The 20,916-nt window shown below is 45.5% G+C and carries 19 protein-coding genes; 15 read left to right on the forward strand and 4 right to left on the reverse strand.

All coding sequences use genetic code 11. From position 1 onward, the window contains the following. Positions 1-76: 76 nt before the first annotated feature. Entirely contained in the window at positions 77-553 is a 477-nt protein-coding gene (locus ACUUJN_RS03510) for a hypothetical protein (protein ID WP_023986958.1), read from the reverse strand. Between the two features lie 89 nt (positions 554-642). Then, on the reverse strand, positions 643-1,122 hold the full coding sequence (locus ACUUJN_RS03515) for a GAF domain-containing protein (RefSeq protein ID WP_023986959.1): 480 nt from the start codon (positions 1,120-1,122) through the stop codon (positions 643-645). A gap of 341 nt (positions 1,123-1,463) precedes the next feature. Between ACUUJN_RS03515 and ACUUJN_RS03520 the strand changes: the two genes are divergently transcribed. The 8 genes from ACUUJN_RS03520 (at position 1,464) to ACUUJN_RS03555 (ending at position 11,185) form a co-directional block, all read left to right on the forward strand. Further along, entirely contained in the window at positions 1,464-1,769 is a 306-nt protein-coding gene (locus ACUUJN_RS03520; protein ID WP_023986960.1) for a hypothetical protein, read from the forward strand. A gap of 218 nt (positions 1,770-1,987) precedes the next feature. Then, positions 1,988-2,584 (forward strand): GNAT family N-acetyltransferase, encoded by a 597-nt coding sequence (locus ACUUJN_RS03525; RefSeq protein ID WP_023986961.1) that lies wholly within the window; start codon positions 1,988-1,990, stop codon positions 2,582-2,584. Then, a complete protein-coding gene (locus ACUUJN_RS03530) occupies positions 2,568-3,326 on the forward strand; it encodes an energy-coupling factor transporter transmembrane component T family protein (RefSeq protein ID WP_023986962.1) in 759 nt (252 codons plus the stop codon). Before ACUUJN_RS03525 ends, ACUUJN_RS03530 begins: the two co-directional genes overlap by 17 nt. A 157-nt stretch (positions 3,327-3,483) precedes the next feature. After that, positions 3,484-4,071, forward strand: coding sequence for an ECF transporter S component (locus tag ACUUJN_RS03535; RefSeq protein WP_023986963.1), 588 nt, complete (start codon positions 3,484-3,486; stop codon positions 4,069-4,071). A gap of 56 nt (positions 4,072-4,127) precedes the next feature. Next, positions 4,128-5,687, forward strand: coding sequence for an ABC transporter ATP-binding protein (locus ACUUJN_RS03540; protein WP_069080925.1), 1,560 nt, complete (start codon positions 4,128-4,130; stop codon positions 5,685-5,687). Between the two features lie 175 nt (positions 5,688-5,862). Beyond that, a complete protein-coding gene (locus tag ACUUJN_RS03545; RefSeq protein ID WP_069080924.1) occupies positions 5,863-7,377 on the forward strand; it encodes an MDR family MFS transporter in 1,515 nt (504 codons plus the stop codon). A 609-nt stretch (positions 7,378-7,986) separates the two neighbouring features. Further along, positions 7,987-9,486, forward strand: coding sequence for a glycoside hydrolase family 68 protein (locus ACUUJN_RS03550; protein WP_023986966.1), 1,500 nt, complete (start codon positions 7,987-7,989; stop codon positions 9,484-9,486). Positions 9,487-9,592: 106 nt separating this feature from the next. Continuing rightward, positions 9,593-11,185 (forward strand): glycoside hydrolase family 32 protein, encoded by a 1,593-nt coding sequence (locus ACUUJN_RS03555; protein WP_484669272.1) that lies wholly within the window; start codon positions 9,593-9,595, stop codon positions 11,183-11,185. Positions 11,186-11,360: 175 nt separating this feature from the next. Here the strand turns inward: ACUUJN_RS03555 and ACUUJN_RS03560 are convergent, their stop codons facing one another. Further along, a complete protein-coding gene (locus tag ACUUJN_RS03560; protein WP_013369372.1) occupies positions 11,361-11,825 on the reverse strand; it encodes a MarR family winged helix-turn-helix transcriptional regulator in 465 nt (154 codons plus the stop codon). 291 nt (positions 11,826-12,116) lie between these two features. On the opposite strand from ACUUJN_RS03560, the gene ACUUJN_RS03565 reads away from it, so the two are divergent. Together ACUUJN_RS03565 and ACUUJN_RS03570 are read left to right on the forward strand one after the other, a co-directional pair. Then, a complete protein-coding gene (locus tag ACUUJN_RS03565) occupies positions 12,117-12,551 on the forward strand; it encodes a hypothetical protein (protein WP_053324623.1) in 435 nt (144 codons plus the stop codon). Between the two features lie 207 nt (positions 12,552-12,758). Beyond that, positions 12,759-14,096, forward strand: coding sequence for an amino acid permease (locus ACUUJN_RS03570; RefSeq protein ID WP_484669273.1), 1,338 nt, complete (start codon positions 12,759-12,761; stop codon positions 14,094-14,096). 21 nt (positions 14,097-14,117) lie between these two features. On the opposite strand, the gene ACUUJN_RS03575 is transcribed toward ACUUJN_RS03570, so the two are convergent. Beyond that, the gene (locus ACUUJN_RS03575) at positions 14,118-14,750 is read right to left on the reverse strand and encodes a LysE family transporter (RefSeq protein WP_081047444.1); all 633 of its coding nucleotides are present in this window, start codon (positions 14,748-14,750) and stop codon (positions 14,118-14,120) included. A gap of 317 nt (positions 14,751-15,067) precedes the next feature. Here ACUUJN_RS03575 and ACUUJN_RS03580 point away from each other — a divergent pair, with 317 nt between their 5' ends. The 5 genes from ACUUJN_RS03580 to ACUUJN_RS03600 all read left to right on the forward strand — a co-directional run bounded on the left by ACUUJN_RS03580 (position 15,068) and on the right by ACUUJN_RS03600 (position 20,839). Beyond that, complete coding sequence (locus ACUUJN_RS03580; RefSeq protein WP_053324625.1) at positions 15,068-16,036, forward strand: SIS domain-containing protein; 969 nt, start codon at positions 15,068-15,070, stop codon at positions 16,034-16,036. A gap of 28 nt (positions 16,037-16,064) precedes the next feature. After that, entirely contained in the window at positions 16,065-16,877 is an 813-nt protein-coding gene (locus tag ACUUJN_RS03585) for a PfkB family carbohydrate kinase (RefSeq protein ID WP_028541027.1), read from the forward strand. A 96-nt stretch (positions 16,878-16,973) separates the two neighbouring features. Further along, positions 16,974-17,687 (forward strand): GntR family transcriptional regulator, encoded by a 714-nt coding sequence (locus tag ACUUJN_RS03590; protein WP_028541026.1) that lies wholly within the window; start codon positions 16,974-16,976, stop codon positions 17,685-17,687. Positions 17,688-17,822: 135 nt separating this feature from the next. Continuing rightward, on the forward strand, positions 17,823-19,406 hold the full coding sequence (locus tag ACUUJN_RS03595; protein WP_053324626.1) for an amidohydrolase: 1,584 nt from the start codon (positions 17,823-17,825) through the stop codon (positions 19,404-19,406). A gap of 2 nt (positions 19,407-19,408) precedes the next feature. Further along, positions 19,409-20,839, forward strand: coding sequence for a YfcC family protein (locus ACUUJN_RS03600; RefSeq protein ID WP_340859195.1), 1,431 nt, complete (start codon positions 19,409-19,411; stop codon positions 20,837-20,839). The last annotated feature ends 77 nt before the right edge of the window (positions 20,840-20,916 follow it).

Genomic DNA, 20,916 nt, shown 5'->3' on the forward strand with positions numbered 1-20,916 from the left:
AAAAGGTCTGAAAAAGAGGTGAACAACAAGCCAATTCCGATGGCCTGCTGTTCACCCTTTTTGTGTGTAGAGCAGTTTACATGCTGCTTTGTGTCGCTCTCATGCCTTGCTGGCTGTTGTTTCCGTACTGCTGCATGCCACTACCGCTTACATAATGCTGTCCAGTCGTCCCCATGTGTTGCGGGAAGCTGTGATTCATGTGGCTTCCTGCATTATAGGAGGATGGTTGCATACTGCGTGAGGCGTAGCTATCGCCAAATCCGGGCTGAGTCATTTGACTGCTGGAACGGATGGAGTTTTCCAACTGACTACACAGTTGAATAACTTGCTGGTACTGCTGCATAGCCTGCTGGTGATGCTGAATTGCAGTTTGGATCATTTGAGCTGCACTTCGTTCACGTTGCACCAGGCTTTCAAGACTGGATGCATTTTGTTGTTCCTGTTGCAGCAACTGCTGATACATGGCAGTTCCTTGCTGTGTTTGTTGTACCAATTGCTGCATGATTTGTTCACATTGATGAAGTTGTTGTTGTGGAGCCATGTTGTTGTACATGAATCATCAATCTCCTTCGCCGCATAATTTTGGGTTTCAGACCCTCATTTATTGTGGCGAAGGGAGACCATATATATGCACAATTTTGGTTACAAGCTAGACACCAGAATAGCCGTAAATTCCTCTAGGAATACACGATCTTCGTGATCAAAGCGGCCTTTTAGCGGGCTGTCAATGTCCAGCACTCCAATCAGTTCCCCATTCTTGACAAGGGGAATAACAATTTCACTATTGGAAGCAGCGTCACAGGCAATATGTCCTGGAAACGCATGCACATCATCTACAACAAGTGTTCGTTGCTCAGCTGCTGCGGTACCGCATACGCCACGTCCCAATGGAATCCGTATACATGCAGGTAAGCCCTGGAAAGGACCAAGTACAAGCTCAGTGCCATCATAAAGATAGAAGCCGCTCCAGTTAATATCTGGAAGGAAATGACCAAGTAGTGCTGAAGCATTCGCCAGATTGGCAATGGTATTGGATTCATCATGAATAAGTGCCCGGAGTTGTCCGAGAACCGATTCGAATTGTTCATGACGTGTGCCCTCGTAAGGTATAGTTTGAAACATGTAGAGTTCACGCTCCTAACATTAAATTTTTACATCAACTGTTGTATATATCGTCAAAAATAGGTAATTATGCAATTCGCTTTTACCATTGGTTAATTAATTTAAGATATAACGATTGTATATATTCAGTCAAGTGAAAAATCACTCTGTAACCTTTTGGTATCTCCGTACTCTAACCTCTGTACAGAATCATTTTGGGAAGGGGATAAGCTATACGTTTTAGCGGGGCAAACAGTATAGAAAGTAATCCAGCAAGGGTTGCCCTCATCTGTTTCCAGCTTATCCTCTATGGGTAAAAACAGTGTAACATGGTTGGCCTAGGCCAGGGAGGAGTTGCAATTATGCATGCAGATGTTCAGAACTTGTTTATCCGTATACAGATGCTTTCTTATGCACATCAGAACGATCTCACGGTAAGAGATATTCAACCTGTGTTGGAAGAACGCGGTTACCGTGTAGGAGAACGTGAGGTCAAGCAGGAGCTTGAAAACTTGACGCAGGAAAACTTTCTGACACCGCATGATGATATGTTTAGCATTACCGGTGCAGGGATCGATGAATTACAGGAAATTCAGTCGATGCTAGGCGTACTGTACAAGGATGTTGTGAAGAAACCGACTCGCACCACTACCCGAGTCTCTTCTTAAAGGCTTAGAGGCTCGATAATTTTGATTCGGAAGACAAGCTCGCACAGTTTAATCTCTTATAATATAGAAGATGCCCTTCTAATTCCTAATCCTAGGAACAGGAGGGCTATTTATATATTTAAGCTTCTCAGCTTTAAATAAGGTTGTGTTTGTTAAAGGTGTATGCTTAAATGTAGCGTATATTTATTGTCATTTTAATGTTGGAAGGATGATTGAACATGTGTGCATATGCATGTAAGGGGCATATACCACCGCTGGAAAGTCCGCGTCTTCGGCTGCGAAGGATGGAAAGCGGGGATGCGGCTACGATGTTCGCTTGCTGGTCTGACCCGGAGGTTCACCGTTATATGAACCTTTCTGGTATGTCAGGACGTGAGGATGCAGAGGATATGATTGAGTTGTTGAATGAGCTGGCGAAGACGGAGGATGCGCTGCGCTGGGGAATAGAACTGAAGGAGAATGGGAAGTTGATTGGAAGCTGTGGGTTTAATTATTGGCAGACGGAGGGAGCTTATAAAGCCGAGATTGGTTATGAGATAGCCAAGCCTTATTGGCGACAGGGTTACATGACCGAGGCGCTACGCTTGGTGCTGTCATTCGGGTATAACACGATTCGGTTGAATCGGATCGAAGCGCTGGTGGACCCGCGTAATACAGGCTCGCAAGCCCTGCTGTCCTCGATGGGCTGGACACAGGAAGGACTGTTGCGGCAGGTACAGCATACATCTACAGGCTTTAAGGATATGCTGATGTATTCTTTACTGCATGAAGAATGGCTCAGACTGGAGGCACAACGAAATGCTGTTTCAGTATAACGGCGGTTCGTCGCCGCTGCACAGGCTAGGGCCGTTAAGTAAGCTAATATGGGTGGGGTGCTTTAGCCTCCTGTCAATGGCTTGGGATTCGACGCTGCGGGAAGCAGCACTCTTGGCTGTACTGATTGCTGTGGCTGGCTTGGGCGCACGTTTGACCTTAGCACGCCAACTTCGGGCTATGTCGTTCCTGATTGGTTTAGGTATCCCGTATTTTATACTGTCTATCCTAGCGATTCGAGAAGGACATACCGTGGCTTCATGGGGACCCATTGTCATTACAGCAGAGGGACTGGATATCGCAGGGGCGTTAACGTTGCGGATTTTTGTGTTGTTTTTGGCATCTTATATCTATCTCTCGACGACGGATCCCCGAGATTTTGTGCAGGCATTGAATCTGCGCTTGCGTGTTCCTTATCGGTTTGCGTTCGGTATTTCAGTGGCACTGACGTTTCTCCCCTTATTGGAAGAAGAAGGGCGAACAATTATGGCAGCACGGCGTGTTCGTGGACAGGAACCACCACGAGGGTGGGGCAATCGGTTATCATGGTGGAGCGGGTATGCGGCTGCCGTGTTGGTGAATGCTGTAAGACGGGTTCAGCAGACGGCGCTGGCTATGGAGGGCAAAGGTTTCGGCGCTTATGCAGAACGGACATATCTTCGTACACTGAACAATGGGCGTGTAGGCAACTTATGTGCTGTGACTGCTGTATTAACTACGGCTGTTTTATGGTGGAGCTTATAAAGTGAAGCCTCTTATTTTTGTTCTTATTGTCAACCTGTAAAATATAATTAGGTTGACAATAAGGCTGCAAATGAATACATTTATACAGTAGCAGCTTGTACAAGGATCAGAGCTGTAATCTTATAGATTAGATAGGGAGAGGAGTCAAGAAATACATATGAAGGAATCTCGTATGTTTGCAAAGTTTACAACGCTGGATATCGTACTCATGGCGATGCTGGCCACGTTGAACGGCGTCATGACCGTGTATTTGTCGCTCATTAACAAAACATTAAACAGTCTGGGAGGGCCTATCGCAACTTCCGCTATTGTCGGGCTGTACATGATATACGGCTTGTTGGCCTATTATATTATTCGTAAGCCGGGTACGGCGGTTATTGCTTATGCATTTGGCGCGGTAGTGCAGTCTTTTATGGGCTCTGCCTATGGAATTGCTTCTATTATCGCGGCGGCTGTCTGCTATATGATTGCGGCTGAGTTGGTATTTGCCTTGTTGCGGTATCGGCGCTGGAACGCAGTTTCGCTGATGCTAGTGGGTGGGGCTATGGTTCCGCTGTGGTTTATTGTCGCAGCCAATATGTTTGGCTATATGCATTGGGGGTGGAAGGTGCTGACGATTGCACTGGTCGTTCGTATCCTGAGCGGCATTGTCCTGTGCGGTCTGCTGACGAAAGTGCTGGGCGATGCCTTAAATCGTACGGGACTGTTAAAACGGTTTGAACTGGGACGCGCTTCACGTGCATAGCCGTGGCTATGCACGTGGTTATATCTTCAACAATGGGGATCGAGGATATTTCAGTTATGATTGAACATAGCGATTATAATTCTAGCCGTAAAATAGCCGTATCCTTGAAGAATTTTGGCTACCGGTATGATGATCAGGTAGAGCCAGCGTTACATGGTCTGACACTGGACATTGCGGTGGGTGAGCATGTAGCCATTGTCGGAGCTAGTGGAAGTGGAAAGTCTACGCTATGTCAGCTGCTTCATGGCGGATTGTCCCGTTCCGGTGAGGGCGAACGAACAGGGGAGCTGACCGTGTACGGGATGGACCCCGATATCGCTGATCTGGCTACTGTCGCCACCACTGTCGGCGTCGTGCTTCAGGACCCGGATGCCCAGCTGGTGCAGGGAATCGTCGAAGATGAGATTGCTTTTGGGCCGGAGAACCTGCGCGTGCCTCCGGCAGAAATAGCGCAGCGCATTGCTGCTGCGCTGGAGGCCGTCGGCCTAGCTCCCGAGCGCGACTCCTTCGTGCGGCGCCTCTCGGGAGGCCAGCGCCAACGCACCGCGATTGCTGCGGTACTGGCGTTGGAAGCGCCGCTGGTCGTGTTCGACGACGCAGCTGCGCAGTTGGACCCGCCGGCTGTATGCGACTTCGTAGAGTTATGTCGGCGGCTCCATGCGGCGGGTCGGACGGTGGTTACCGCGTCCGGCCGCATAGACGATGGCGTGCGGGCAGCGCAGCGCGTCATCGTCTTGAAGGGCGGGACCGTGCAGCTGCAGGGTCCGCCCGAAACGCTGCTGCGCGAACATGGTGCGCAGCTGGCCGCTTTGGGGCTGCTCCCCTCTTCCGCAGGGAGGGGAGACATGCCGCGTGAGCCGGGGGTGAATCCCGGCTCAGCGGCGGACCGCGCTGGGCAGCCGTTGTTGGAGGTGAAGGGATTGACCTTCACCTATCCCGGTAGCCAGCGGGCAGCGCTAAAGGGCGTGAGCCTAGCTCTTGCGCCCGGTGAACGAGCCGTGTTGCTGGGTGAGAACGGCTCGGGTAAAACCACGCTCGGCAAGTTGCTCATGGGCCTGCTCCCAGCACCGAAGGGGTGCATGCGGTGGGAGGGGCTGGATATGGCGAAGCTGCCAATTCACCAGCTGGCTGCCGGAATCGGCTATGTGTTCCAGCAGCCAGAGCATCAGTTTGCAGCTGCAACGGTATGGGAGGAGTGCTTGTACAGCGTGCGCGCCAAGCTTGGTTTACGGACCGGGGAGCCGGTTCCCGCCGCATATGTGGAACGGGCGCAGCGCTTACTGGCCGCCGCCAGGCTGGAGCACAGACTGGATGCCTCCCCGTACCTACTAAGTGGAGGCGAAAAAAGACTGTTGAGCGTTGCGGCACAGTTCATCTTGCCCAAAAAGCTATACATTCTGGATGAGCCTACCGCAGGAACGGATTACGAAGGGGCGAGAATTCTGCTCCGTATGTGCACAGAGCAGTCTGCCGAAGGTGCGGCTTTTCTGGTCATCACCCACGATATGCAGGTGGCTGAAAGCTTTGCCAGCGATGTTCTGTGCATGGAAGAGGGTCATCTCTATAAAGTGGAAAATAGTGAGATTTATCATACGATTACAGTTGACAAAAATTAACGACATGTAGACAATAATATATATACATCGTACAAAACAGGCGGCCTATATAGGCCGCCTGTTTACGATTATGCAGTGCGGGTAATAATCCAATCTGGAAAGGCAAACCGCGCACAGATACAACACAGTTTTTATAAGGGAAGGATTTGTGATTTGCTTGGCAAACGATAAACCCATGAAGCGCGGACTCGTGCTGACAGGTGTTCTATTGGCCACTTTTCTGGCCGCAATTGAAGGAACGGTTATCGGTCCGGCGGGACCGACGATTGTTAGCGAGCTGGGCAGCGTGAATTTGCTCAGTTGGATTTTTACGGCATATTTGCTGACTATGGCTGTGACCACACCCATTTTCGGCAAGCTTAGCGATTTGTTTGGCCGAAAACCCATATTTTTAATCGGCTGTTCGTTGTTTGTACTTGGCTCTTTGCTTTGTATGCTGGCTGGTAGTATGGAGCAACTTATTATCTACCGGGCCATTCAGGGTATTGGTGCGGGTGGTGTCATTCCTGTTACTTTTACCATCATCGGTGATATCTACAAAATGGAGGAACGCGGCAAAGTCCAAGGCATGATTAGCTCCGTATGGGGGATTTCTTCCCTGATCGGGCCTCTCTTGGGTGGTTATGTGGTTACCTATTTTGGCTGGGAGTGGATTTTCGGTTTTAACGTTCCCTTTGGATTGCTGGCTATGTTCTTCATCGCCCGTTACTTGCGGGAACAGGTAAGCAAGCGTACTGCGCGTATCGACGTGCCGGGAGCGGTTACCTTTACCATCGGGATGACAGCCCTCTTGCTCGTATTGGCACTGGGCGGGCAGTATATCGGCTGGGCTTCTCCTGAATTGTTGGCCTTGGCTGCCGTAGCCATTTTGTTCCTGATTCTGTTTTTGGTTATCGAAAAACGCGCTCAGGAACCGATGGTGCCACTAAAGCTATTTCGGATACGGGATATCGCTTTTTCCTGTGCCGCAGCACTGCTAGTCAGCACCCTGCTGATCGGACTGACTAGCTATCTTCCACTATGGATTCAAGGTGTACACGGTGGAGATGCCGCTTCATCTGGTCTCGCGCTGGCTCCAATGTCCGTAGGCTGGCTATTTGGCTCCATGATCGGAGGACGCATTTTGCTGACCCTGGGCTCACGTCGAACCTCTTTGATTGGGCTGACCCTGATTGTATTGGGGGCCTTCGTCATGACCTTGATGGGCCAAATGGCTCCGATCTGGCTGCTATTCCTGTCTACATTGTTGTATGGACTGGGATTCGGCTTCTCGATGACTGTGTTTACGATTATTGCCCAGTCCTCAGTCGGGTTCCAGTTGCGTGGCGCGTCTACAGCTTTGAATACATTCCTGCGCACGTTGGGGCAAACGATCGGGGTTGCAGCCTTCGGTTCATGGCTGAATTATCGCATTGCTGCCCAGACAGCAGACGGACAGCTTACACAGCAAGGGGTAACGCAGGAGGATATTAACGGTCTGCTTGCACCTCATGCTTCACAGAGTCTAAGTGACAAGGTTGCCGGATTACTTCGTTCTGTATTGGAAAACAGTCTGCATTCTCTGTTCGTTATCATGGTCGTTATTGCGGTTATTAGCTGGTTTGTCGTCCTCGGACTGCGGAACCGTCCGCCGGGCACTGAAGAAGAGGCAGATCAGCGCGTAAAGACACCACAAAGAGAACATGCATAAAAAATAATATAAATCTTTCATGATAAAGAGACAGTCCGGTACACCAAATAAGGGTCCGGGCTGTCTCTTTATGCAATGGTCTCTCCTCCTACTGATTCAGCAAAATAGCCACCTCGTATAGGACCGATAAATTTCCCAGTATACAAAAAGGAGATAAAAACCCCCTAGAGTTGCTATATATTCATAGGGTATAGGTAACAAAATGGTAAAAAAGTCTTAAGAAATTGTAACAAAAAATATGCTTCTGAATTGAGCTGTAGGGTACTAAGGAACCATTTTTTTGAACCCGCTTACAAATCGGGCTTTGTATGATTTATTTTAGAACGATTTTGCATGTGAATGAAGCAACCAACCTAGCAAAATGGGACACGGAAAAAAATCAAGTAGCAAATTATTCTGAATGTAATAGGAATGAAAAAAAAGGAATTTTCAGAAAATTACTAGGAAAATATGAGGATGAAATTCATAGAGGAACCTGATTTCTTACCTCACATAATAGGGCTTTTCAGTCTATATCAATCGTTTGACATACCATATAAAATGGCCCTACCAACCAAAAAGTTGGGTTTCAAATCTAGAAGCACAATTAGATTAAGGGAGATGGAGTACTTGAAGTTTAACAAATGGTTCAGTAAAGCAGCCACTGCAACAGTAGCAACTACCTTGCTGTTAGGAGGCGGCGTTCAGGCTTTTGCCGAGGAAAATGATGCATCTGATCTCAAAACAGACAATGCATTTACGCAAATTACGCGTAATGACATGCTGAATATTTTCAAACAGCAAGGCAAAGAGAAATATGAGGTTCCGTCCTTCGATGCCTCTACAATTAAGAATATTCCTTCTGCTATTGGTCGCGACAGCTCAGGCAAGCTAATTGATTTCGATGTCTGGGACTCTTGGCCGTTACAAAATGCCGATGGCACAGTAGCCAATTACAAAGGGTATAATATCGTTTTTGGATTGGCAGGCGATCCTAAAAGAGGCGAGGATACATTCATATACCTGTTCTATCAAAAAGCGGGCAATACTTCACTGAGCGGCTGGAAAAATGCCGGCAGAGTATTTAAAGACAATGATAAATTGCTTGCCAACGATCCGATTCTAAAAAATCAGTCAGAAGAATGGTCAGGTTCAGCTACCTTAACCTCTGATGGACAAGTACGTTTATTTTATACCAGCAGACAGCCCTATGATCCGAATAACAAATTATACGGCAAGCAAACCTTGAGCACGGCTCAAATTAATGTCTCTCAGCCTGACGATAAGACACTGAAAGTAGATGGAGTCGAGGATTTGAAATCGATCTATGACGGTGGAGATGGGAAAACCTATCAAAATGTGCAGCAAAGCGTCGGAGTGGATATGGATAACCATACGTTTAGAGACCCTCACTATGTCGAGGATCAAGGCCACAAATATATTATATTTGAAGCCAATACAGGGACAGAGACAGGCTACCAAGGCGAAGATTCGCTTCAAAACTCAGCTTATTATGGCGGCAATAAGAAATTCTTCAGGGAAGAGCTTTCTAATCTGCAGCAAAGTCCTAAGAAAAAAGGAGCTGAGCTGGCGAACGGCGCACTGGGCATCGTTGAATTGAATGATGATTATACGTTGAAAAATGTAATGCCTCCTTTGATTGCTTCCAATCTGGTAACAGATGAAATTGAACGGGCGAATGTGTTCAAAATGAACGGTTTGTGGTATTTATTTACGAGTACGAGAGGTTCCAAGGTGACTGTAGATGCGATCGGAGACGATGATATTTACATGCTGGGTTATGTTTCTACTTCCTTGACAGGGCCTTATAAACCGTTGAATGGAACCGGTCTCGTTCTTCATCAGGATCTGGATCGTGATGATATTACCTGGACGTATGCCCATTTTGCTATCCCGCAAGGCAAAGGCAATAACGTAGTCGTTTCGAGTTATATGACTAATCGAGGGCTTTTCCCGGATCACAAATCTACTTTCGCGCCAAGCTTCCTGCTGAATATTAAAGGCTCGAAAACGTCTGTTGTGAAAAACGGTATTTTGGAGCAAGGGCAAATCACGGTTGATCCAACGAATGACAAAAAAGAATCTCCAAATGAGTATGGGAAGAAATAAGTAGGTATATGCAGTATGTCCGAAGGCGGCGGTTTGATAGCTTACCGATCTGCCGTCCGTCGGACGATACATAACAATGCAATGAGAGGTAAGGAGGATCGTCATAATGAGAAAAAAAGCTCCCAAGAGCATTTGGATACGATCCGTTGTAATCATCACAGGCTTAACTATATTTATAGCTATGGGATGGAGTATGTACCAACAGGATGCAGCCAAACCCCAAAAACCTGCTGCAATTCCCAAAAATCAAGCTAATCAAAGTAAGCATACAACACCGACCTATCGGGCATCCTATCATTTTACTGTTCCGGATAAGTGGAAGAATGATCCTCAACGGCCCATTTATTTTGATGGAAAATATCATTATTACTATTTGTATAATCGTGACTATCCCAAAAAGAACGGTACAGAATGGCGACATGCCACATCAACCGACCTGGTACATTGGAAAGATGAAGGGGTGGCGATTCCAAAATATACGAACCCAAATGGAGATCCTTGGTCCGGTTCGGTCGTGATCGATGATAATAATACCGCAGGTTTTGGAAAAGGCACGCTGGTAGCCATTGTGACACAGCCCTCCGCAGATGGCGGAAAGCAGGAACAATTTTTGTGGTACAGTAAGGACAAAGGCAAGACGTTTACTTCTTACCGCAACAAGCCTGTGATGTCCAACCCCGGTACAAAGGACTTCAGAGATCCCAAAATCATCCGAGATACTCAACGTAATCAATGGGTGATGGTCATGGCAGAGGGAACAAAGATTGGCTTTTATGAGTCTGATAATTTAAAGAATTGGCGGTATACGAGCGGCTTTCAAACGGAAAATATCGGGCTTGTGGAATGTCCTGACCTTTACCGGATGCGTGCGGATGATGGAACCTATCAATGGATTCTAGGCGTGAGCGCCAATAGCAAATCAACAGGCGGGCCCAACACGTATGCCTATTGGACGGGAGATTTTAATGGAGAAGCATTTCTCCCTGATCACAGTGAACCTGAGTGGCTGGATTATGGGTTTGACTGGTATGGTGCAGTTACGTTCGAGGAAGGAAAAGACAAAGATAAATATAGTCACCGTTATGCTCTGGCCTGGATGAACAATTGGGATTATGCCAATAACACGCCTACCCTAAAGGAAGGCTTTAATGGAATGGATTCGATTGTTCGCCAAATTCGACTGAAACATACGGCAGATGCTGGATATCGATTGGTTTCACAGCCGGTACCCAATTTGGAGCGATTCCAAACATCCAAAAAATCATTAGGAACGATTAAAGTAGAGGGTACTCACCGGCTTCCGGTAGCAGGCGATGCCTATCAGCTAGAGGCGGATGTCTCTTGGTCCACGTTAAAAAATGTAGGATTGAGGCTTCGAGAGTCGACGGATGGCAAGCGTCATGTCGATGTGGGTGTCTCAGTGGACGGTCAATACTCTTACGTAAACAGAGCGAACACGGGGCAGCCGGATCAGAGTGGAAAATATGTAGAGAGCAAGGCGCCTTTTGATCCCGATAAGAAAAAGGTCCACCTGAACATTCTCGTCGATAAAACCAGTATTGAAGTGTTTGTCGATGGTGGAGAAGTAGCTTATTCCTCTTTAATATTTCCACGGTTAGAGGATCAGAAAATCACTCTGTTTTCCGATGGCGGTCCAGCAATTTTTAATAATGTAGTGGTCAAACACTTTAGTCGATAGTAGGTACTTATGCTGCTCGTAAGCTTGGGCATATTTCGCTCTATTCAGGTATATGAAAAGTCCACCCATGAATATAAGGGTGGACTTTTCTGTGTAAATCTAAATTTTCGTTTAGCACAGCTATAAGATTGTTCGTTTATTCACAAACGATCAGTTGCTAAAATTACTATTCGTTCTATTTGTGATAAGGTGACAGGTTATCAGCGCTACGGCCCAATTTTTTAAGCAAGCCGATGAGTTGATCTCTTTCGGTTTCACTGATTCCGCTAAAGGCACGTTCAATCTGACGTGTATAATCAGGATAAATTTCGTCCATGACACGTTGTCCTTCGTCCGTCAATTCTGCATATATAATCCGACGATCTTGGTCGCACGGGTGACGGTGCAAATAACCGCGGCTTTCCAGCTTGTCAATAACATAAGTGACATTTCCGCTTTGCAGAAGCAGTTTTGCTCCAATTTGTTGGATTGGCTGCGCGCCCTTGTGATATAAAACTTCCATCACGGCGAAGGCCGTTGGGTTGAAGCCCACCGTTTTGATGCCAGCAACCGCATGTTCGTTTACACTTTTGAATGACTTGGCAAACACGCTATACAAATGCATAGATTGCTGTGTCACCAATGTTCGGTAATCTATCATCTTCATTCCGCCTTTATGTATGGATTTGGGCATCCTTTGACCGCTCGGCTCGGATGACCGGGCAACCATACCCTTGTTACTAGCATAAAGGGATTTACGTAGCGAAAACATGCGATTTGTCACAGTAGCTGCTTTTTTAACTATTTAATTTCAAAGCTTTAAAGTAAATTTTTGAAAAATAAAGGTTTTGAATGTAAAAATACTGTTCCGGTTGGTTATATTAAAAATAACATACCTAACCTAATGAACCCCAATTAACAAAATAAGCTACTTCAGAGGAGGATGAAACACATGGATACGGGTTCTTTCCGTTTTCAATTTCGTGATCCGCAGCAAGCTGCCCAAGCCTGTGAAACATTAAAGGAAATTGGATACTCTGCCAGCACAAATGGTGACACAGGACTCAGCGTTCATATTGAGAACCAGGATGTGCTGTCTGCATTGGAGATTTGCCAAGCCTACGAAGGAAGTATGATTGAGGCAGGGACTCTTTTCTCTAGACCGGATGCAATTCCCGATCTGCAAGGAAATGTCGGTGTACAAAATCCAGGTTATAGCCCGGAGGACTGGATTATCCCGGCGCACACGATCAACGAGGATTGGAGTGAAGCGTATAAAAACGGTTCCTCTCGAACGTACAGCAACACAACTGGGGAGCACAACGTCAGCTCTGATCAACAACCGGAAGACGAAGTGGATGGATTTTCTGGAAGCATCCATATTTGACCCAAATGATGACGCTATGTCGATTAGGCGGTTGTTTATGTTCCAAATGTTTTGTGAAGTAAAAAGCACCAGTAAACCTTGAGCGGGTTAGCTGGTGCTTTTTTATTGATAAAGAAGAGTCATTCATTCACATGAAATATATTGGAGAGGGCAATCTAAAGAATGGAGAGATCTGTCTCAAAATTCAGGAGTAGGGTGATTTTTTAAATGGACAAACCGTCTGATATGCAAAAAGAACAAAAACTAAAATGGTGGCAACTTAGCTTGTTAGGAGTTGCAGGTACTATCGGTACAGGATATTTTCTGGGGTCCGGCTTAGCGATTTCTATTGGCGGTCCAGCCGTACTGATTGCGTACTTTTTGGCAGCGGTTGGAACATATGTAGTGTTTGATGCTCTTTCACGAATGACGGCAGATCATCCTGAACAGGGTTCTTTCCGTTCCTATGCCCAAAAAGCATTTGGAAGTTGGGCAGGATTCGGCAGTGGCTGGGTATATTGGTTTTCGGAACTCCTTATTAATGGGAGCCAGTTAACTGCGTTGTCTATATTCTCACGTTTTTGGTTTCCTCAGGTACCGATGTGGATCTTTGCAGCAGGCTTCGGGATTTTAGGGCTTGTGATTGTTTTTTTTGGCAATAAGGGTTTTGATCGAGTTGAAAATGTATTGGCCATCATTAAGATGGCAGCTATTGTTATGTTTCTGGTCTTGGCCGTTGCTCTTTTGGCAGGCTGGATCGGAGGAGGAAAATATAATCCAAAGCTCCCCAACAGTTACAAAGAGTTTTTCCCTACCGGCGGTATAGGATTGTGGTCATCTTTTATTTTTGCCTTTTATGCATACGGAGGTATTGAAGTGCTCGGAATTATGTCAAATCGGCTTCAAAAACCGGAGGATGCACCTAAAGCAGGAAAAGTAATGCTGGTTACACTGGTTGCAGTGTATGTGCTTTCGATTGGTCTGGCTGTGTCTATGGTGCCATTAAGTGCCTTTAACCCGAAAGAAAGTCCTTTTGTGCTTGCGCTCAGCAGCGATCATCTGGTTTTTATGCCCCATTTATTTAATGGAGTGCTTATTATTGCAGGGTTCTCAACAATGACAGCATCCCTATATGCAGAGACATCTATGATGATTACACTCGCACAGGAAGGAGATGCACCCACATTATTTTCACGGAAGTGGAAGGGTAAATATCCTCTATATGCACTTAGTTTGATCTCCGTTGGATTAATCTCAGCCATCGTAATGTCGTTGCTACTACCGGGAAAAGTATATGAATATATCACTACTGCAGCGGGTTTAATGCTGTTGTATAATTGGTGCTTTATTTTGCTGTCTTCAGGTAAGCTACTGGAATCGAGTAGATCAAACCATATTAAACGTTGGATTGGATTATTGTTGATAGCTATGGCTGTGGTCGGATCATTTTTTCATAAGCTTAGCCGCCCGGGAGTTTACATCAGCTTATTGCTTGTCTTGTTAATTGCAATATGTGACCTTATCGTACAATGGATTCGCCGAAAACATACGAAGGTATCTCGGTAATTTTGCCAAGAAGCCAAAGAGTTAGTGTAAAAAAAGTAATTGAAATGCTTGTACACCAAAATAAAAGCCAAAACCGATAAGAGATAATCCAGACATCCAAGAGATGGTTTTAAGCAATCCGGTTTTTAGAAACCTACGGAAAATACTTGAAGCGGCTGCCATAGTCACATCCCAGAGTAGCACACCTAATACAATCGCTCCGCTAAAGATCATTAGCTGTTGTACTGGATATGTATTAGCGACGTTTGCGAGTATGGACCCGTAAATCCCAAGCCAGAACAGGATGGAGAGGGGATTGAATAATGACATCAGGAAGCCCGCTAGAAATGAGTTGGTTAGGGTATTACCGTTTCCCCTTAATTCAGACTCTGAAATCACACCTGCATTTTTGATGCTTTCAACACCTGTATACACAAGTACGAAAAAACCAAACATCCATAAAAAAGCTTTGACAAACGGGGCATTAAGAAGGTGGATCATTCCCAAATAAACAAGCAACATATAGATTATATCTGCGGTTATTGCACCAAGCCCAATAAACCAGGCGTGCCAAAACCCATTCTTAATACCTCGATCCAACTGTGCGGCATTAATCGGTCCAATGGGAGCGGAAAGTGACAAACCAAGAAAAATATAACTGATAAAAGTATTAATGTCCTTTTTCCTCCTTGAGTAATATTGGATGTTATGTATTTGTCTATTTAAGTTTATTCGGACAAACTCATCTGTAAGACCATTTTTTTGTACGTATATTGCAGGAGTAGCCTCGTTATTGCCAACCACTATCAATGAATTAAAACTAAAAAAGGAGCTCTAATCCCTTACATAAAAGGATTAGAGCTTTTTTAATGACAGGTTATAAAAAAAGTCTATTTGATCGAATAATTGGGCTTGACACTTTTATTGAAAGCGCTTATATTTATCTCGTAAACAATACGTTATATAACGTTATATAAAAGGGAGAGATAACAATGAATGTACATCAGACGGTTCAAACGATTTATGAACAAGCGAGTGGGAAGATTTCAGAGGTTTATTTAGTAGCCTGCGGGGGCTCATTAGTCGATATGTATCCCTCAAAATATTTTCTGGATAGTGAAGCAAAGAAGCTGGTAGCAGGCATGTATACGGCGAATGAGTTTGTGCACGCGCTGCCAAAACGTTTAGGTAAAAACGCAGTAGTCATCGTTTGCTCCCATGGTGGAAACACGCCGGAATCGGTTGCGGCTGCTAAATCAGCCAAAGAGAAAGGCGCTTACACCATCGGCTTAACCCACAATAGTGAAGCGACACTGCTCAATTATTCCGATTATTCATTCCTCTACGAATGGGGAGATGAGAGCGATGTCAAAAATAACCCGATGGCTATTATTTTGGAGCTTACTGTTGAGCTGCTTCAGATCGCTGAAGGCTATGTGCATTATCAAGCTTTCCAGAACGGCTTGGGAGCAATCAATGGAATTATTAACCGGGCAAAAATACAAGTTGAACCCCGTGCCAGTGTATTTGCTGACAAATATCGCAATGAAGACCTTTTCTATATCCTGACCAGCGGAGCTTCTTATGGACATGCCTACGGATTTGCTATCTGTTCTCTGATGGAAATGCAATGGCTCCATGCGGCTTCAATCCATTCCGGTGAATTTTTCCACGGTCCGTTTGAAGTAACGGATAAAGAAACTCCATTTATTCTGATGATCAACGAAGGACGCACACGGGCACTGGATGAGCGGGCACGGACTTTCCTAAGTCAATATGCCGAGAAAGTGGAAGTGATCGATGCGAAGGAGCTTGGAATCGGAACCATTGCCGACGAGGTCGTCGAGTTTTTTAACCCGGTTTTATTTTACAGCATTGTATGTGTTTATCGTGAAGCACTCGCAAATGTACGCAATCACCCACTGGAAACTCGCCGTTATATGGGCAAAGTAGCTTACTAAGCGCTCTTACCAACAGGAGGAAACCATCATGAAAGTTCTAGGCATTGGCGATAATGTGGTAGATAAATATGTTCATCTGCACATGATGTATCCTGGCGGCAATGCGCTTAATTTCAGTGTATTTGCCAAAAAAGCGGGAGTAGATGCAGCCTTTATAGGAGTATTCGGAGATGATAACGAAGCGCAGCATGTAGAACACATTCTCCGTGAGCTGGAAATTGACATTTCACGGTGCAGATATCACAGCGGTGAGAACGGCTGCGCACGTGTAACCCTGGAAGACGGAGACAGAGTATTTCTGGGCAGCAATGAGGGAGGAGTTACACGTCTCCATCCGCTGGAGCTGAGTGAAGAAGACAAGGCCTATGTTGGCGGGTTCGACCTTATACACACCGGCTTGTACAGTCATACAGGGCACTTGCTGCCTGAATTGGAGACACTGGGAATCCCTCTTTCTTTTGACTTTTCGGATGATTTCGTAGATGCACAAGTGGAGAAATATATTGCGTATGCCGATTTCGCTTTCTTCTCTTGCAGCCATATGACGGATGAAGAGACACAGAACTATATCCGCTCCAATCGAAAAAAAGAGGGGCAAATCCTGGTAGCCACACGCGGCGGAGATAGATCTATTGCCTATGATGGTACTAAGTTCTATTTTCAAATGCCTGATTCCGTTGACGCTGTGGATACGATGGGGGCAGGAGACTCTTATATAACCGCCTTTTTACTGAGTTTTTTAAAAAATAGCAACATTCAGGACGCTATGGCAGAAGGCTCGAGGGTTGCCGCCCAGAGCTGTCTGGTAGAAGGTTCTTTCGGATACGGCGTCCGCTACTAATAAAATATTTTCAAATATCTTCACTTGTAAGAATATGTAACATTTGATACTCTAAGTGGGAGTAATATAACGTTATATGACAAGTGAGGGCACATTATGTTGAATTCAGACCAAGCAGAGCCATTATATATTCAATTACAAAAAGCAGTCAAAACCGCTATTCATAATGGAACATTTACGCAGGGAAGTCGTATACCTACCGAAACTGAGCTAAGCGAGACCTACAATGTAAGTCGAATTACCGTAAGAAAAGCAATTGCCGAATTGGTTCATGAAGGTTATCTGACCAAACGTCAAGGAAAAGGTACCTTTGTCAATGTACCCAAAATTGGGCGGAAGATTGAACATATCATCAGCTTTACAGCTGCCTGCAAATCCAACGGCCTCTCTTCACACAGTGTGGTCACAGAACGTGAAATCATAGAAGCAGATGAGGAAATTGCACATCAGTTGCAGCTGCCACAAGGAGAAAAAGTGTTATTTATTCAGCGCAAGAGATACGCCGGTGATCGACCGCTAATGCTGGAGAATAATCTTTATCCTTATGACCGATTTTCTTTTCTAATGGAAGAACAGTTGGAGGGCTCTGTATACGAACTGCTGCGTCATAAATACAGCATCGATCCTAACCAACCGGGAGAGACGATATTACAAATCGCTTTGGCGGATGAATACCAAGCAAAGCTGCTGGAGACGGCCATCGGACAGGCGTTGTTCTACATGCACACGATTATTTATGATCAGCATGGAAGCCCCGTTCATGTAGGTAAGCAGTACATCATTGGAGACCGTTATCAATTCTCAATATAAATCCGTTGCCTGTTAGGTAATGTTATTCAGGTACGGCGCAGCTTCTGCTTCCACTTCATAAGAGAAGCAGAAGCAATATTATAACGTTATATTACGTTATGTTATAGGACGGATAAATAATGAGGGGGTGAAATTGTGCAAGGGAAGAATGACACATTAGCGGACAAAGTTTTACTGTCAAATGCTATTTTTAATGGCTTAGAAAATGAAGCCTCGCCTGGGTTTATTGCACTGCGAGGAGAATGTATTGCAGCAGTGGGGCGTCCCGAGGAAGCACAAGCTTGGATAGGAGCGGGAACGGTTGTCTGTGATTTGGGTGATGCTTTTATCATGCCAGGAGTTCATGACAACCATGTATTTTTTACCGGATATATGTCGATGCATCGGGGCGTGGATTTGACTCATGCAGCCTCGATTGAAGAAGCAGTGGAATCAATGCTACAAGCGGCAAACAATCTTCTGCCAGGGAAAGATGTAACCGCTTACGGTTGGAGCGAGGAAGGATGGGGCAAGCTGCCTGAGCAAAGCTTGTTGGACGAGCTGTTCCCTGATCGGGCGGTAATTGCCATTAACCTAAATAAAAGCTACTGCTGGATGAACCGACTGGCTCAGGAGAAATATCAATTTTTGCCGGATCAATGCAGTGCTGAGGCACGCGCTTTGCTGCTCCAAGCTATGATGCAGGACCACAGTCTTGTCAAACAAGAGTTTATGGAGTTTTGCCGCATACTAGCTGCACGAGGAGTTACTTCCATAAAAGATATTGGCTTTGACCGGCATAGCGAGTTGCTGCCGATTCTAGAAGAATTGAAAGAAACAGGGGAACTGCCACTCCGATTTCATTTCTCGCTTGAACCCGTTGTTGAATCGCTTGATATTGCCACCGGTATGAAGTATAAAGCACTTTATAATGGAGACCTTATTCGTTTCCAAGGATACAAGCTGATGCTTGACGGTGTCGTAGCAGATCATACGGGGGACATGCTGGAACCTTACGCAGATATGCCCGGAGTAACGACTTTGAGGACGGTTGACTACAAAAAGATTGAAGCCTCTGTGCTGGAAGCAGACAGCCAAGGTATCAAATGTTGTCTAACTGCAGAAGGTGATGCTGCGATTCGCCAAGCGGTATCCATGATTGAAAAATGCCGCGAACAACAAGGTAATAACCTTATCAGACATTCTATCAGTGATCTAGAGTATCCTCATCCAGATGATCTGATCAGAATGGGCGAAAACGAAATTTTTGCCGAAGTCTACGCTCAAATCCTGCTACTGAATCCAACCTATGAAGAGGCCTATATGCCTGTTGTGGTAGGCAAAGGTAATGAAAATCGGTTTTATAATTATAAATCTATGCTGGAGGCTAATGTGCCAATAACCATTGGGACTGATCTGCCCTTATTTATCACGAGTGTTCCCGATTCACTGTACTCAGCTTCTCATCGGTTATTTCCGGACGGATCACCTGCTGGAGGCTGGTATCCCGATCGGGGGATGCCGCCATCCGAAGTTTTAAAGGCATGGACCATTAATGGAGCCAAACATTGTTATATGGAAGAGGTTACAGGCACGCTAGAGGCTGGAAAATATGCTGACATCGCCGTTTTTGATCGCGACCTCCTTAACGCATCCGCTGGTGACATCAGGGACGCCCAAGTGATATTGACCATTATGGGAGGGAAGGTTACGTATAACCATTCTTGGAATGAGGGATAAACATGAACATCAAGAATATGAAATGGAAATTATCCTTGCCCCATAGCTATACTTTAATATTTTTGATTATTATTACAGTCGCCGCATTGACATGGATTGTGCCCAGCGGACAATTTGAGCGTCATGAAGTGACAGTAAACGGCGTGACCAAAACGGCGATCGTTTCGGGAACCTATCACACTGTACCCAAAACTGGTGAGAACGGTGATTTAAGACAAGGACTCCCTCAAATCCTAAGCGCTCCTATTGAGGGGATTATCAATGCCGCGGATGTCGTCTCTTTTGTCCTTATTGTGGGCGGCTCCTTCGGGATTATACTGCAGACGGGAGCCATCGATCGTGCCCTGACAGCTCTTGCCAGACGGCTGAAGAATAAGGGGATTCTGCTTATTCCAATTGCCATGGTTATATTCAGTCTCGGAGGCTCTACCTTTGGGATGAGCGAAGAAATTATTCCGCTTTATGCGATTTTTATTCCGTTAATGTTTGCCCTAGGCTTCGATTCTATGACTGCTATTCTCATTCTATTTCTGGGAACGCAAATTGGCTATGTTGGTTCGACTGTTAATCCATTTTCAGTATTGATTGCCCAGGGGATCGCAGGAGTGGAGGGGAATCCTCAGCTCTGGCTGAGATTTATTGAATGGCTTGTATTTACTATGATTTCTATTGCCTTTACGATGTGGTATGCGCATCGTGTTAAGAGAAATCCGCAGAAATCCATTGTTTTTCAGAGTGATATTATAAATCGTGAGCAATTTATAAAAGAAAATACAGGTGAGGACGTCGTCTTCACGTTTCGAGACAAATTAATAATAGGTGGATTTATTGTAACGCTTGGAGCAATTGTCTGGGGAATTTTGGCTAAAGGTTGGTATATGACTGAAATTGGTGCCCTTTTCTTCGCACTCGGTCTTTTTGTCGGGGTAGTTACTAAAATGAGCCAGAAGGAAATAGCTGAGAATTTTGTAAAAGGGTGTGGAGAATTCATCTACGCTGCAGTGATCATAGGTCTCGCCCGCGGAATTCTGATCATCGCCGAGCAGGGTATGATCATCGATACCGTATTGAATGCACTCGCAAGCATTCTGGAAGGATTGCCAAGTTACTTGTTCACTACCATTATGTTGGTTGCACATAATATTATTACTTTCCTGGTCCCATCTTCTTCGGGGGAAGCAGCACTAACCATGCCTGTACTTGCACCGCTTGGCGATCTTGTAGGTATCAATCGTGAAGCAGTAGTCACAGCGTACCAATTCGGTAACGGGTTAACCAATCTAATTTCACCGACAGGCGGAGTACTGCTGGCGGGATTGGCCATTGCCCGGATCAGCTTTGGACAGTGGCTGAAGGTAATCTTCAAGCTATTCCCGATCCTGTGGTTAGTTGCTGCTATTTTTGCTGCTATTTCGGCTGCGGTGGGTATCTAATAAATCAAGTGAGAGCCCCTGTCTTTTAGAGACAAGGGTTTCTTTTTGTGCATAAGTTTACGTGGAAAATGAATAAT

It is taken from the genome of Paenibacillus sp. LRG-1, from assembly GCF_057220305.1.

Bases quoted from the DNA above. Each gene is read 5' to 3' on its own strand.
- ACUUJN_RS03520 (WP_023986960.1), top strand. From the start codon at position 1,464: ATGCATGCAGATGTTCAGAACTTGTTTATCCGTATACAGATGCTTTCT.
- ACUUJN_RS03525 (WP_023986961.1), top strand. From the start codon at position 1,988: ATGTGTGCATATGCATGTAAGGGGCATATACCACCGCTGGAAAGTCCG.
- ACUUJN_RS03510 (WP_023986958.1), bottom strand. From the start codon at position 553: ATGTACAACAACATGGCTCCACAACAACAACTTCATCAATGTGAACAA.
- ACUUJN_RS03540 (WP_069080925.1), top strand. From the start codon at position 4,128: ATGATTGAACATAGCGATTATAATTCTAGCCGTAAAATAGCCGTATCC.
- ACUUJN_RS03555 (WP_484669272.1), top strand. From the start codon at position 9,593: ATGAGAAAAAAAGCTCCCAAGAGCATTTGGATACGATCCGTTGTAATC.
- ACUUJN_RS03560 (WP_013369372.1), bottom strand. From the start codon at position 11,825: ATGATAGATTACCGAACATTGGTGACACAGCAATCTATGCATTTGTAT.
- ACUUJN_RS03535 (WP_023986963.1), top strand. From the start codon at position 3,484: ATGAAGGAATCTCGTATGTTTGCAAAGTTTACAACGCTGGATATCGTA.
- ACUUJN_RS03545 (WP_069080924.1), top strand. From the start codon at position 5,863: ATGAAGCGCGGACTCGTGCTGACAGGTGTTCTATTGGCCACTTTTCTG.
- ACUUJN_RS03580 (WP_053324625.1), top strand. From the start codon at position 15,068: ATGAATGTACATCAGACGGTTCAAACGATTTATGAACAAGCGAGTGGG.
- ACUUJN_RS03585 (WP_028541027.1), top strand. From the start codon at position 16,065: ATGAAAGTTCTAGGCATTGGCGATAATGTGGTAGATAAATATGTTCAT.
- ACUUJN_RS03565 (WP_053324623.1), top strand. From the start codon at position 12,117: ATGGATACGGGTTCTTTCCGTTTTCAATTTCGTGATCCGCAGCAAGCT.
- ACUUJN_RS03530 (WP_023986962.1), top strand. From the start codon at position 2,568: ATGCTGTTTCAGTATAACGGCGGTTCGTCGCCGCTGCACAGGCTAGGG.
- ACUUJN_RS03600 (WP_340859195.1), top strand. From the start codon at position 19,409: ATGAACATCAAGAATATGAAATGGAAATTATCCTTGCCCCATAGCTAT.
- ACUUJN_RS03515 (WP_023986959.1), bottom strand. From the start codon at position 1,122: ATGTTTCAAACTATACCTTACGAGGGCACACGTCATGAACAATTCGAA.
- ACUUJN_RS03570 (WP_484669273.1), top strand. From the start codon at position 12,759: ATGGACAAACCGTCTGATATGCAAAAAGAACAAAAACTAAAATGGTGG.
- ACUUJN_RS03590 (WP_028541026.1), top strand. From the start codon at position 16,974: ATGTTGAATTCAGACCAAGCAGAGCCATTATATATTCAATTACAAAAA.